General features: G+C 73.3%; 11 protein-coding genes. 8 read left to right on the top strand and 3 right to left on the bottom strand.

Features of this window, described 5'->3' with window-relative positions:
- Window positions 1-273 precede the first annotated feature (273 nt).
- The 4 genes from OG309_RS04325 to OG309_RS04310 all read left to right on the top strand — a co-directional run bounded on the left by OG309_RS04325 (window position 274) and on the right by OG309_RS04310 (window position 8,017).
- The gene (locus OG309_RS04325) at window positions 274-3,750 is read left to right on the top strand and encodes a HAMP domain-containing protein (protein WP_329418376.1); all 3,477 of its coding nucleotides are present in this window, start codon (window positions 274-276) and stop codon (window positions 3,748-3,750) included.
- Between the two features lie 120 nt (window positions 3,751-3,870).
- A complete protein-coding gene (locus OG309_RS04320) occupies window positions 3,871-6,351 on the top strand; it encodes a SpoIIE family protein phosphatase (RefSeq protein WP_443067536.1) in 2,481 nt (826 codons plus the stop codon).
- A 50-nt stretch (window positions 6,352-6,401) separates the two neighbouring features.
- On the top strand, window positions 6,402-6,767 hold the full coding sequence (locus OG309_RS04315) for an STAS domain-containing protein (RefSeq protein ID WP_329418375.1): 366 nt from the start codon (window positions 6,402-6,404) through the stop codon (window positions 6,765-6,767).
- A gap of 74 nt (window positions 6,768-6,841) precedes the next feature.
- On the top strand, window positions 6,842-8,017 hold the full coding sequence (locus OG309_RS04310; RefSeq protein WP_329418374.1) for a PP2C family protein-serine/threonine phosphatase: 1,176 nt from the start codon (window positions 6,842-6,844) through the stop codon (window positions 8,015-8,017).
- A 118-nt stretch (window positions 8,018-8,135) separates the two neighbouring features.
- Here OG309_RS04310 and OG309_RS04305 read toward each other — a convergent pair whose 3' ends face one another.
- Window positions 8,136-8,648, bottom strand: a complete 513-nt coding sequence (locus OG309_RS04305; protein ID WP_329418373.1) for a MarR family winged helix-turn-helix transcriptional regulator — start codon at window positions 8,646-8,648, stop codon at window positions 8,136-8,138.
- Between the two features lie 107 nt (window positions 8,649-8,755).
- On the opposite strand from OG309_RS04305, the gene OG309_RS04300 reads away from it, so the two are divergent.
- Both OG309_RS04300 and OG309_RS04295 read left to right on the top strand, forming a co-directional pair.
- Window positions 8,756-9,970 carry a PP2C family protein-serine/threonine phosphatase gene (locus OG309_RS04300; protein ID WP_329418372.1) on the top strand — a complete coding sequence of 405 codons (1,215 nt, stop codon included), beginning with the start codon at window positions 8,756-8,758 and terminating at the stop codon, window positions 9,968-9,970.
- Between the two features lie 119 nt (window positions 9,971-10,089).
- Window positions 10,090-10,551, top strand: a complete 462-nt coding sequence (locus tag OG309_RS04295) for an ATP-binding protein (RefSeq protein ID WP_329418371.1) — start codon at window positions 10,090-10,092, stop codon at window positions 10,549-10,551.
- A 133-nt stretch (window positions 10,552-10,684) separates the two neighbouring features.
- On the opposite strand, the gene OG309_RS04290 is transcribed toward OG309_RS04295, so the two are convergent.
- Window positions 10,685-10,942, bottom strand: coding sequence for a WhiB family transcriptional regulator (locus OG309_RS04290; protein WP_329428119.1), 258 nt, complete (start codon window positions 10,940-10,942; stop codon window positions 10,685-10,687).
- Between the two features lie 157 nt (window positions 10,943-11,099).
- On the opposite strand from OG309_RS04290, the gene OG309_RS04285 reads away from it, so the two are divergent.
- Together OG309_RS04285 and OG309_RS04280 are read left to right on the top strand one after the other, a co-directional pair.
- A complete protein-coding gene (locus OG309_RS04285; protein ID WP_329418370.1) occupies window positions 11,100-11,948 on the top strand; it encodes a DUF1206 domain-containing protein in 849 nt (282 codons plus the stop codon).
- A gap of 203 nt (window positions 11,949-12,151) precedes the next feature.
- Window positions 12,152-12,577 (top strand): SsgA family sporulation/cell division regulator, encoded by a 426-nt coding sequence (locus OG309_RS04280; protein WP_329418369.1) that lies wholly within the window; start codon window positions 12,152-12,154, stop codon window positions 12,575-12,577.
- A 1-nt stretch (window position 12,578) separates the two neighbouring features.
- On the opposite strand, the gene OG309_RS04275 is transcribed toward OG309_RS04280, so the two are convergent.
- Window positions 12,579-13,001: an ATP-binding protein gene (locus OG309_RS04275; protein ID WP_329418368.1), complete on the bottom strand. Its 423-nt coding sequence runs from the start codon at window positions 12,999-13,001 to the stop codon at window positions 12,579-12,581.
- Between the last annotated feature and the right edge of the window lie 61 nt (window positions 13,002-13,062).

Raw genomic sequence — 13,062 nt, 5'->3', positions numbered from 1 at the left:
TCGGCAGGGCGTCGGCCGCCCGGCTCGACGCGTCGTGTACCCGGGTTCCGGCGGCGCATGCGGGGAAGAGTGCCCGGAAGCGGTCCGACGGCGGGTTCCGGCCGCCTGACGCGGCACTGCCCTCCTCCTGTCGATCACGTGGGGGTAGGGTCGTCATCATTGCCGTACGGCAACGGTCGAGGCCGGGGCCGTGAAGGGAACGCGGGTGAAGCCGCACGGGATCGTGAACGGACGGCCCGCGAGCGGATGCCTGATGGCGAACGAGGATGGGGCATGTCTGAGACCACGATCAAGGGCACCTCGACCGAGGGGCGGCAGGAGCCGGGCGCGGTGGCGGAGCCCCAGCTCCGGCAGTTCCTGGCCGGTCTCACGGCGGTGCGGGACGGTGACTTCGGCACCCGCCTGCCCGACGACGCGGGCGGTCTGACGGGCGAGATCTCCAGGGTCTTCAACGGCATGGTCGACCAGCTCTCCCTGTTCACGTCCGAGGTGACGCGGGTGGCCCGTGAGGTCGGCACGGAAGGAACACTGGGCGGACAGGCCGTGGTGCCGGGCGTCTCCGGCTCCTGGGCCGACCTGACCGACTCGGTGAACGCCATGGCCGGCAACCTCACCAGCCAGGTCCGCGACATCGCCCAGGTGGCCACCGCCGTCGCCCGGGGAGACCTGTCCCAGAAGATCGACGTGGACGCCCGCGGCGAGATCCTCGAGCTCAAGAACACCATCAACACGATGGTCGACCAGCTCTCCTCCTTCGCCGACGAGGTCACGCGCATGGCCCGTGACGTGGGCACGGAGGGCATCCTCGGCGGTCAGGCCGACGTGAAGGGCGCCTCCGGCACCTGGCGGGACCTGACGGACTCCGTGAACTCCATGGCGGGGAACCTCACCGCACAGGTGAGGGCGATCGCCCACGTCGCCACCGCGGTGGCCAACGGTGATCTGTCGAAGAAGATCGCCGTGGACGCGCGCGGCGAGATCCTGGCGCTGAAGACGACCATCAACACGATGGTCGACCAGCTGTCCTCGTTCGCGGCCGAGGTGACCCGCGTGGCCCGGGAGGTCGGCAGCGAGGGCCGGCTCGGGGGACAGGCGGAGGTGGAGGGCGTCTCCGGCACCTGGAAGCGCCTGACCGAGAACGTCAACGAACTCGCCGGGAACCTGACCCGCCAGGTCCGCGCCATCGCCGAGGTCGCGAGCGCCGTCGCCGAGGGCGACCTGACCCGCTCGATCACCGTCGAGGCCTCGGGCGAGGTAGCCGAGCTCAAGGACAACATCAACGCGATGGTCGGCTCGCTGCGCGAGACCACCCGGGCCAATCAGGAACAGGACTGGCTGAAGTCCAGCCTGGCACGGATCTCCGCGCTGATGCAGGGCCACCGTGACCTGGCCGTCGTCGCCGAACTCGTCATGGACGAGCTGACCCCGCTCGTGGCCGCCCAGTACGGCGCCTTCTACCTGGCGGAGGAGGGGGCGGACTGCGTCGAGCTGGGGCTCGTCGGCTCCTACGGCCGACCCGCCGGCGACCGCGGCAAGGACCGTTTCCGGCTGGGTGAGTCACTCGTCGGGCAGGCCGCCCGCAGCCGCCGCACCATCGCCGCCGAGAACGTCCCCGACGACTACGTCACCATCTCCTCGGGGCTCGGCAGCACCTCCCGGGGCAGCCTGGTGGTGCTGCCGGTCGTCGTCGAGGACCAGGTCCTCGGCGTCATCGAGCTGATGTCCTTCAGCCCGTTCACCTCCGTGCACCGGGACTTCCTGGAGCAGCTCATGGAGACGGTCGGCGTCAACCTCAGCACCATCGTCGCCAACGCCCGTACGGACGAACTCCTGGACGAGTCCCAGCGGCTGGCCGGCGAACTGCGCTCCCGCACCGAAGAGCTCCAGGTGCAGCAGGAGGAACTCCAGCGGTCCAACGCCGAACTGGAGGAGAAGGCGGCCCTCCTCGCGACGCAGAACCGCGACATCGAGGCCAAGAACCTCCAGATCGAGCAGGCCCGCCAGGAGATCGAGGACCGCGCCCAGCAGCTCGCGCTGGCCTCGAAGTACAAGTCCGAGTTCCTGGCCAACATGAGCCACGAACTGCGCACCCCGCTCAACAGCCTCCTGATCCTGGCGCAGCTGCTGGCCCAGAACCCGACCCGCAACCTCACGGCCAAGCAGGTGGAGTACGCCGGCATCATCCACTCGGCCGGGTCCGACCTGCTGCAGCTGATCAACGACATCCTCGACCTGTCCAAGGTGGAGGCCGGGAAGATGGACCTCAACCCGGAGCGCGTGGCGCTGCGCCGGCTCCTCGACTACGTCGAGGCCACCTTCCGCCCCCTCACGTCGCAGAAGAGCCTCGCCTTCACCGTCTCGACCGCCGCGGGCATCCCCGTCGACCTGGTCACCGACGACTCGCGGCTCCGGCAGGTGCTGCGGAACCTGCTGTCCAACGCCGTCAAGTTCACCGAGCAGGGCGCCGTCGAGCTCCGCATCGAACCGGTGCCGGAGGACGACCTCCCGGCGACCGTCCACCGGGGCGGCCCGGTCGTCGCCTTCCGCGTCACCGACACCGGCATCGGCATCGCCCGCGAGAACCTGGAGGCGATCTTCGGCGCCTTCCAGCAGGCCGACGGGACGACCAACCGGAAGTACGGCGGCACGGGCCTGGGCCTGTCCATCAGCCGTGAGATCGCCTATCTGCTCGGTGGCGCCCTCACGGTCGCCAGCGTGCCGGGCGAGGGCAGCACCTTCACCCTCTACCTGCCCGTCACCCGCACCGACTTCACGGAGCACCCCGCCCCCGCCGCCCCGACGGCGGACGGCCGTGGCCTCCCTCCGGTCGAGGCGCCGGCCCCGGGCGACGCCCGCGCCCTCCGCACGCGTCCCGCCGCACCGTCGACCCGGCCGACACGGCGCCTCCTCGTGATCGAGGAGCGCCCGCGCGGGCTCCTCGCGCTGGTCGCCGAGAACGCCGTCACGGAACTCGCCGCCGACGCCGGCCGCGCCGACCGGGAGGACGTCGAACTGATCGCGGTCGTCGGCCCCCAGGAGGCCGCCACCGCGCTGGCCACCCAGCCGTTCCACTGCGTCGTGCTCGACGTCGACATGGCGGACGGCGACGCCCTGCGCTTCCTGGACGCCATGGACGGCGACGAGGCCCTGCACTCCGTCCCCGTCCTCGCCCACAACAACCGCCGCATGGCCGCGGAACAGGAGCGCGCCCTGCAGGAGCTGGCCCGCCGGAGGCCGCTGGAGCTCCTTTCCAGCCTGGACGAACTGCGCGAGCGGATCGCCCTGCACCTCTCCGCCGAGCAGCCCGGCGATGTCGTGCCCCTCGTCCGGGGAGAACACCGAGCCCCCGAACCGCAGACCATCGACACCACGCTGCGCGGCCGTACCGTCCTGGTGGTCGACGACGACGCCCGCAACCTCTACGCCCTCAGCGGCATCCTGGAACTGCACGGCATCACCGTCCTGCACGCCGAGAACGGCCGGAAGGGGATCGAGGCACTGCTCGCGCACGCGGCGGTCGACCTGGTCCTGATGGACGTGATGATGCCGGAGATGGACGGCTACACCGCGACCGCGCGGATCAGGGAGATGCCGCAGTTCGCGGGTCTGCCCGTCGTCGCCGTCACCGCCAAGGCCATGCCGGGGGACCGGGAGAAGAGCCTCGCCGCAGGCGCCAGTGACTACGTGACCAAGCCCGTCGACGCCGACGAACTCATCGCCTGCGTCGGCCGCTGGCTGAACGACGGATAGCCGCGTGGGCGTCCGCACCGGCCCGTACCGCACCCCGGCGGCGGGCACCGCGCCCTCCCGGCGCGCCCCGTCCCGTCCGTCCGGCGGCCCCCACGCCGCCCAACCCGAGGAGTCGTCGACGTGAGTGGCCCCCACCTGCGTGGCGGAGACCCGTCCTCCGGCCCCCACGGGGACGGTGCCGCGGAGCCGGAGGCGGCCGTGGTGGCCGGCCCCGCACACGCCACCCCCGACGGCGACCGACCGGGGTCGGACCGCGGCACGGTCGGCCGGCTGACGGCCACGGTGGAGCGGCTGCGCGGCGAGGTACGGGCCGCGCACGCGGCGGCCGAGGGGCGTGCCCTGGTCGAGCTGGCCAAGGGAGTGCTCGTCGAGCGCCTGGGGTGCGGGCCCGCCCAGGCGGCCCGGCAACTCGCCGAGCTGGCCGGGCAGGCCGGGCTCTCCCCGCTGGAGCTGGCCGCGGACATCATCAACCAGGCGGCCCGCGACCGGGTCACCGAGGTCACCGGCGACTTCCTCCGGACGACCGTCGGCGGGCCCGGCGCCCCCGGTCCGGTCACCGGCCCCGACGCCTCGGTCGGCGTGCGCCTGCGTACGGCCGAGAGCGCGGCGCTCGGCGCCGGCGACACCCAGTCCGTCGCCGAGTCGCTGCTGGCGCACGCCCTCGAACCCCTCGGCGCCGTCGCCGTCGCGATCTGGACCACCGGCCCCGACGCCTCGCTGAGCCTGCGGGGCCACGCGGGATTCGGCGCCGACGAGGCGGCCCGCTGGCACCACGTACCGCCGGGCGTGACCACCGCGGCCCGACAGGCGCTGACCGCCCGCCGCACGGTCCGGTACCCCTCCTTGGCAGCCGCCGGCATCCCCTCGATCGGACGCGCGCGCCACCCCGACGGCGGCCGGGTCGTCGTCCCCGCCGGGACCGGCGGCCGCATCCACGGCGTGCTGGAGATCTGCTGGGACGGCCCCCTGGACCCGCAGCCCCAGGCCGTGGAGCGCCAGATCGAGGCCCTCGCCGAGCTCTGCGCCCACACCCTGGAAGCCCTTCCGGCGCAGGCCGTGTCCACGGGCTCCGGCGTCCCGGGCGGGGACGGACCGCTGGAACTGGCCGAGCTCGCCGACGGGCTCCACGACCCCGCACTCGTCCTGACCCCCCACCTGGACGAGGCGGGGAGGCTGGCCGACTTCCGGATCCGGCACGCCAACGCGCACTTCCAGGACCCGGCAGGCCGGCCCCGGAGCGCCGTCGACGGGGCGCTGCTCCTGGAGGCGTATCCCGCGACGGCGGGCGGGACCGAACTCTTCGAGCGGATCGAGCGGGTCTACGCCACGGGAGAGCCCTTCCGCTCCCGGCGGACACGGCTGACCGCGCTCGTGGACCAGGTGCCGCTCTCCTCGCTCGCCGACATCAGCATCAGCCGCCACGGGGCCAGCGTCTTCCTCATCTGGCGCATCGAGGACGAGTCGGCCCGCCTCGCCAGCCTGCTGCAGCACGCCCAGCGTCTCGGCCGGGTCGGCGCCTTCGAGGAGGACGTGCTCACCGGCGAGATCACCTGGAACGGCCAGCTCTTCGACCTCTTCGGCCGGGAGGAGGGGGAACCGCCCGTCTCCCTGCGTGACCTGGCGTCCCATGCCCATCCCGACGAAGCCGACGCCATCCGGCGCTTCCTCCACTCCGTCCTGCACCAGCGGCGGGCGGGCTCCACGGCCTTCCGGCTGCTGCGCAGGGACGGGGTCACCCGCCACATCCGGGTGATCGCCGAACCCGCGCTGGGCACCGACGACCGGCTCCAGGCGGTCCGGGGCGCCTACCAGGACATCTCCGCGCAGCACTGGACCGAGGTCGCCCTCATGGCCACCCGCGACCGTCTCGTCGCCACGGAGGAGGAGGCGGTGGAACGCAACCGGCTCACCCTCCAGCTCCAGCACGCCATCATGCCCCCGGCCAAACCACCGCTCGACGCCCCGGGACTCGACGTCGCCGTGCGCTACCGCCCGGCCGAGTCCGAGTCCATGGTCGGCGGCGACTGGTACGACGCCGTCGTGCTGCCGTCCAAGAAGGTGCTCCTGTGCGTCGGTGACGTCGCCGGCCACGGAGTGGAGGCCGCCACCGGGATGGTCGTGCTGCGCAACGCCCTGCGCGGCCTCGCCGTCACCGGCGCGGGGCCGGGACAGCTGCTGTCCTGGCTGAACAGCGTCGCCCACCACCTCACGGCCCAGGTCACGGGCACCGCCGTCTGCGGCATCTACGACCCCGGGACACGGACCCTGCGCTGGGCCCGTGCGGGGCACCTCCCGCCGGTGCTCGTCCGGGGGAGCGAGGCGGCCGACCTGCCGCTGCTCCGGGGCATGCTCCTGGGGGCTCTCGCCGAAGCCGAGTACGAGGAGGCGGAGCTCCGGCTCGAACCCGACGACACCGTGCTGATGTACACCGACGGTCTCGTCGAACGGCGGGACACCTCCGTCCACGACTCCGTCGCCCAACTGCTGGCCACCGCCCGCCTGCCGACCGACGGCCTCGAAGGACGTCTCGACCTGCTGCTGTCGCGCAGCAAGTCGGACACCGACGACGACACGTGTCTGATCGGTGTCCAGGTGAACTGATCGCCGATCGCCCGTCCCACCGCCCGTCCCCACCGTGGAAAGCAGGGAACATGTCCGAGCGCGAACCGAACCTCGACGTCGGCGTCACGATCCGTGACGCCGGCACGGCGGTGCTGGCCCTGGCAGGTGAGCTGGACATGGAGACCGCTCCCCTGCTCCAGGACGACCTGAGCGAACAGCTCCGGCAGGGGCGGGCCCACCTCGTCCTCGATCTGTCCGCACTGGGCTTCATGGACTCCTCCGGTCTGAACGTCCTCATCAGAGCGGTCCACAAGGCACGCGCGCTCGGGGGAGACGTGTACCTCGCCGCGCCGACGTCGGCGGTGCGACGCATCCTGGAGATCACCGGAGTGACGACCACGATCCCGCCGCACCCCGACCTGGCCGCGGCACTGGCCGCGGCCGGCACGAGATAGACCACGAGACGGACGCAGGGAGGTGCGGCCCCGGGGCACGGGACCGCGCCCCGGGAGGAAGGAAGCGGGAGAACGTGCACGAGATCGCCGACGTGGAGCAGGCGCTCCGCAGGGCAGCTCCGCACCGGCTGGTGAGCGTCGTCGAGGACGCCCTGCGGGAGCACTGCGGCGCCCTGGGGGTGGAACTCCGGCTGGCCGACTACGCACTGCGAACGCTCCAGCTCGTCGAGCGCACACCCGGTGCGGTGCCGTCGGTCCCGATCCACGACAGCCCCCAGGGGCGTGCCTTCGGCGCCCAGGAGCCGTACGTCACCCGCGAGGCCGACTCGGTCCGGGCCCACCTTCCCGTCACCGTACGGGGAGACCGCCTGGGCGTCCTCACCGCCGGATTCCCCGCGGGGGCCGACGTCGGGGCCCTGCTGCCCGGACTCGGCCAGGTCTGCGAGGCGCTCGGGCACGAGATCCTGGTGGCCGAGCGGGACACGGACCTGTACGTCCTGGCGCGGCGGGCGACCCGGCTGACCCTCGCGGCCGAGATGCAGTGGCAGCTGCTCCCCGGCCGCTCGTGCGCCCGTCCCGAGTTCGCCCTCGGCGCCCATCTGGAACCGGCCTACGCGATCTTCGGGGACAACTACGACTGGTCCGTCTCGGACGGGCGGCTGACCCTGACGGTCACCAACGGCATGGGGGAGGGGATCGAGGCCGCCCTGCTGACGAACCTGGCGATCAACGCGCTCCGCAACGCCCGCCGGGCCGGTCTGGGCCTCGCGGACCAGGCCGCCCTGGCCGACCAGGCCGTGTACGCGCAGTACCGGGGCAGCGCCTTCGTGTCGGTGCTCCTCCTGTCCTTCGACCTCGTCACGGGCGAGGTCGAAGCCGTGGACGCGGGCTCGCCTCGTCTGTGGCGGCTGCGGGGCCACTCCGTCGAGCGCGTCTCCTTCGAGGCCCAGCTGCCCCTCGGCATGTTCGAGGACTCCCCCTACGTACCGGAGCGGTTCACCGTGCTCCCGGGGGACCGCCTGCTCTTCGGCAGCGACGGGGTGTACGCCGCCGTCTCCCCCGACGGGGAGAGCTACGGGGAGCGGGCGCTGGCCCGCGCGCTGAGCGGGACCCGGCTGCTTCCGCCCACGCACGTGCCGCAGGCGGTGCTGCGCGAGCTCGCCGCGTACCACGGCGGCACCCCGTTGGACGACGACGCCCTCGTCGTCTGTCTCGACTGGCACGGGACCCCGTCAACAGTTGCCGTGTGACAACTGTATCCTTGGGGCAACACCTGGCTCGGGCCCGGTTGAACGCGGCAAGGATCACCGGAGGGTGGCAGTGGGGACATGGGGTGTGCGGCCGGCCGGAGCCGGCGGTGCGCGGCGATCAGGCCGAACTGACGTCCTTCAACGACGTGTCAGGGCGTGACGAGGCCGTCGGCGCGTCCTGCCCCAGTGCCTCCTGGAACCCGGTGAGTCCCCGCAGCAACGCCTTGCGGCTCGTCGGCGACATGGCGCCGATGACCGCGAGCAGGGCCTCCTCGCGCTGGGCCCGGAGGTCCCGCAGGTACGCCTTGCCGTGGGCGGTCAGGCGCAGCTCCAGCTGCCTACGGCTCACCGAGCTGGGCAGCCGCTGGACGAAGCCCAGCGCCTCCAGCCGGTCGCACATGCGGCTCACCGAAGGCGGCGCGGACCCGAGCAGGTCGCCCAGGGTGCGCAGGCTGATCCCCTCCTCGCGGTCCAGGCTGTACAGCACGCGCAGCTGACTCGCCGACACCGGCGTCGGCGACACCATGTCCCGGCCGCGTTCCCACAGCACCTCCAGGAGCTCGATGAGCTCCCGGGCGGCCTGGGTCGTCTGCTGCCGCTCCCGCTGGGACGGGTCCGGGTTGGTGTTCATGCCTGCCGACACTCCTCGGGCGTCCGGGGCCGAGGACGTCGGCTTTCCGACGGACCGGTCATTCCCACATCTCTCCAGAAGGCGGTACGGATTCGGTGGATCGACACGTGACAGTGGAAAGCGCACTGCGCGGGGCGGCACCACACCTCCTCCTGGACTCCCTCCGTACCAGTCTGGCGCAGCAGTACGCCGCGTCCTCCGCCGACCTGCTGCTCGTCGACTACGGGTGCACGTCCCTGCGGCCCGTGCGGCCCGTGCAGACACCAGCCCGGGTGCGGCACGTGCCCGTGGACACCGGGCCCGTCGGTCGCGTCTTCCGCACGCAGCAACCATATCTTTTCCGAGATGACGGGCCCACGGCGACCGTTTGCCTTCCCGTCACGGTCCGCGGCGACCGGCTCGGCGTGCTCGTGGTCCTCCTGCCCCCGGACCGCGCGACCGCGCAGTCCGTCGCCGGCCTCGGCCGCGTCGCGGAGACGCTCGGGCACGCCCTGAGGGTCGCCGACCGCCACACCGACCTGTACCGCAGCACCCGCAGGACACGCGCCCTCACCGTCGCCGGGGAGATCCAGTGGGACACCCTGCCGGGCCGGGGCTGCAGCGGTCCGGCGTTCGACCTGCACGCCTACTGGGAACCCGCCTACACCTCGGGAGGCCACCTCCTGGACTGGAGCGCGACCGAGGACGAGCTGCTGCTGGTCGTCGCCGACGGCGCCGGCCCCGGCACGCCGGCCGCCCTGGTCAGCACCCTCGCCCTGAACGCGATCCGCAACGCCCGGCGGGCCGGACTCGACCTGGTGGGGCAGGCCAGCCTCACCGACCAGGCGCTGTACGGCCACTACCGGGGGAAGAGCGCGCTCGCCGCCCTCCTGCTGCGCTTCGACCTGGCCACCGGCGGCATCGAGGTCGTCGACGCGGGGTCGCCGACGCTCTGGCGGATCCGCGGGTCCACCACCGAGCGCGTCGAGCTGGACCGGCAACTGCCCCTCGGCATGTTCGAGGACACCGTCTACGCCACGCAGCGCCTGCGCCTCCTGCCCGGCGACCGTTCCGTGTTCGTCGCCTGCGACCCGGGTGAGCCCCGCTCCGCCGGGGACGGCGAGGCGGGGGACGGTCCCGTCGCCCGGGCGCTGGCCCAGGCCCGCCACCTGAGCTGCGCGGACGCTCCCCGAGCCGTGGTCCGTGCGCTGCGCGAGGCGTCCCCCGGCGCCCCCGAGTCCGTCCTCGTCGTCTGCCTCGACTGGCACGGGCCCGAGACCGGCCGGCCGGGTGCCGCGACGCCCCGGGACGGCGGCCCCCTCCCGCCTCCCGGGACCCCCTGACACGACGGCGCCGGGGGTGATCCCGGATACGGGCGGTGTGGAAACCGTGAAGTGGGGAAAGGCGGAGTACGAGGTGCCCAGCGCGCCCGCCCATCCGTACGAGGGGAGTAGCAAGGGCCATGACGGACGCCATCACCGCCGAGCGCACGGCGCCGGAACCCCTGCTGTCCGCGAGCACCGTCTTCGACAGCACCGCCGACGGCGGCGCGATCGGGTCCGCCCGCGCCTTCACCGCCGACTTCCTCGCGGCCGCACCGGCCGTCCGGCACCGCCCGGTGACCGAGGACCGCATCGACCTGGCGACGCTGGTGGTCAGCGAGCTGGTGACCAACGCGGTCCGGCACACCTCCGGCCCCTGCCGCCTCCTCCTCGAGCTGCGTCAGGACGCCGTGGAGATCTCGGTGTTCGACCGCGCGACGGCCGCCCCCGTACCCCGCGGACACGATCCGCGCCGGATCGGGCAGCACGGCCTGGAGATCGTCGTCGCCGTGTGCGAGACCGTGAGCGTGGAGCCGGACCCGGACGGCAAGCGGGTCCGGGCCCGCCTCTCCCTCCTGCCGGACGCCGGAACCGGCGACTGACGGGCAGGAGGCCGACGGGCCTGCGCCTGACCCGCCGGACGGGCCTGCGCCTGGCCCAGCGGACCGGCATGCGTCCGGACCGGTGCCCGCGCGGGGTGCCGGTCCGGACGGCCCCGGGGCCGCCGTCCGGGCGTCAGTGCCGCTCGTCGGACGTGCGGCGCGACCGCCGCCGCAGGGAACGACGTTCGGTCTCGGTGAGCCCTCCCCACACGCCCGTCACCTGACGGGAGTCGTCCATGGCCCAGCGCAGGCACTGCTCCCGCACGGGACAGCGGTGACAGACCTCCTTGGCCTCCTCGGCCTGGGCGAGCGCGGTGGGGCCCACCCCCACCGGGAAGAACAGGTCGGGGTCCACCTCGCGGCAGGCCGCGTCCGCCCGCCAGCTGTCCATGCGGCGCTCCCGGGTTCCCATGCGGTCCTCCTGGTGAATGAGTCGGGACTCGTCTCTCCGTTCGCCTGACCGCCCGTCCGCGGTCGAAACCGCCCCGCCGGGGATTCGTCCGGCACGGGGAGGGAACCCGGAGCTCGACCGAGAGGAGCGAGCCGACATGACGACAGCGAAGACGACGGCGAAGGCGGGAGCGTCCGGGACCGCGACCGGCGAAGGGGCCCGCGGCGAGGCCGTACGGGCGGGCGCCCGGGCCGGGTTCGCGGCGCGCGGAGTGCTGTACCTGCTCGTCGGGGCACTGGCCGTACGCATCGGCCTCACGGGCACCGGTGAGCAGGCCGACCGGGGAGGAGCCCTCGCGCACATCGCGGCCACCCCGTTCGGCGCCGTCCTCCTGTGGGCCCTGGGCGCGGGGCTCGCCGGGATGGCGGTGTGGCGCCTGTCCGAGGCGCTCCTCGGAGCGGCCGGCCCCAAGGGGGACGAGGCGCACCGGCGCGCCCTGGCCGCCGGCCGCTGCGTCTTCCACACCGGCTCCGCCCTTCTCGTCCTCGCCTTCGCGACGGGGGAACGCGGGAGCGGCGAGGGCTCCACCGACCGGCAGAGCCGGGACCTCACCGCCCGCCTGCTCGAACTCCCCGGTGGGCGCTGGTGGGTCGGCGCGGTCGCCGCCGGCGTCCTGGCGGCAGGGCTCTGGATCGCCGGCAGGGCGGTCCTGCGGAAGTACCGGGACCACCTGGTGTGGGGGCGCCTGACGACGCGTCAGCGCCGCTTCATGGACGTGACCGGGGTGTCCGGCGGCGTCGGGCGCGGTCTCGTCCTCGCCGCGCTCGGGTTCTCCGGCGTGAAGGCGGCCGTGGCGTTCGACCCGAGCCGGGCCAAGGGCATGGACGACGCCATCCGCTCGTACGCGCAGACCCCGGCGGGCCCCTGGCTGCTGCTCGCCGTGGCCGTCGGTCTCATGCTCTTCGGGGTCTTCTCCTTCGGCCAGGCCAAGTGGCGCGACCTCTGAGGCGGCCGCGCCCCGCACGGATCGGGATCCGACCGCCCGTGCGGGGGACGCTGCGTGATCCTTCCGGGCGCCACCCGAGCCGGCGTTCACGAATCCGCCACAGGATCGGCACACCCCTCCTCAGGGGCACGAGGTGTGACAGGCGCATGACGGGTCAAGCGGAGAGCGCACCCGCTCGCCATGCCCCGAAGCCGGAGGATTCCATGCCCCAGCACCCCGTCACGCCGCTTCCCGCACCGCGAACCCTCAAGCGGCACCTGCCCATGGAACTCCTCGCCCCGGACGCCGGGGTCCCGGTCGACACCACCGTCGGATACTCCTCCCGCGACCCCCATGCGCTGAGCATCGCCTTCCATCTCCTCGGCGCGCGCCCCATCGTGTGGTGGCTGGACCGGGAGATGGTCCTCACCGGTTCGCACACCCCCACGGGCACGGGAGAAGTCCACCTGAGCCCCACCCCCGACGGCGACTTCCTCATCAGGCTCGGCCACCCCGGGGACTGCGCGACGGTCCGCTGCGGCCAGGACGGGCTCACCCGTTTCGTGGAGGAGACCTTCGCCCTCGTCCCGCAGGGCTCGGAGGAGCAGCACATCGACTGGCGGCCGCTGCTCGCCTCCCTCAGGCGCTGACTCAGGAAGGGCGGCCGGGGGAGGGCGGACGGAAGCAGGCGGTCACGTCCTTGCCCCGGGGACAGGGGCGGGTGTGCCAGGCGTCGGCGAGCGCGTCGATCAGGAGCATGCCGCGCCCTCCGAGGGCGCCGTCGTCGGGGTGGCGCTGCTCCGGCACATGGGACGACCCGTCATGCACCGTCACGTGCAGGCACTCCTCGTCCCACGTCAGGATGAGCTGCGCGTCGCTGCGGGCGTGGACATGGGCGTTGGTGACCAGCTCGGACACGGCCAGGACGACGGAGTCCAGTTGGTCCGGTGCCGTGCGGTCCCAACCGAGTGCCACCAGATGCTCCCGCGTCCAGTCCCGTGCCGCTTTCACCCCGCTGCTGATGGGCAGCGTCCGCGCCCATCCGACGGCTCTCATCGAGGGATCCCGTGTCATGTCCCGCTCCTCTCCCCTCCGTTCGGCCCTGCCGCACGTTCCGTCTGCCCGGCCCGCCCGT

Origin of the sequence: Streptomyces sp. NBC_01268, from assembly GCF_036240795.1 — a bacterium.
GTDB lineage: Bacteria > Actinomycetota > Actinomycetes > Streptomycetales > Streptomycetaceae > Streptomyces.
The sequence above is the reverse complement of the archived record's forward strand: the minus strand, read 5'-3'. Positions and strand labels throughout refer to the sequence as shown.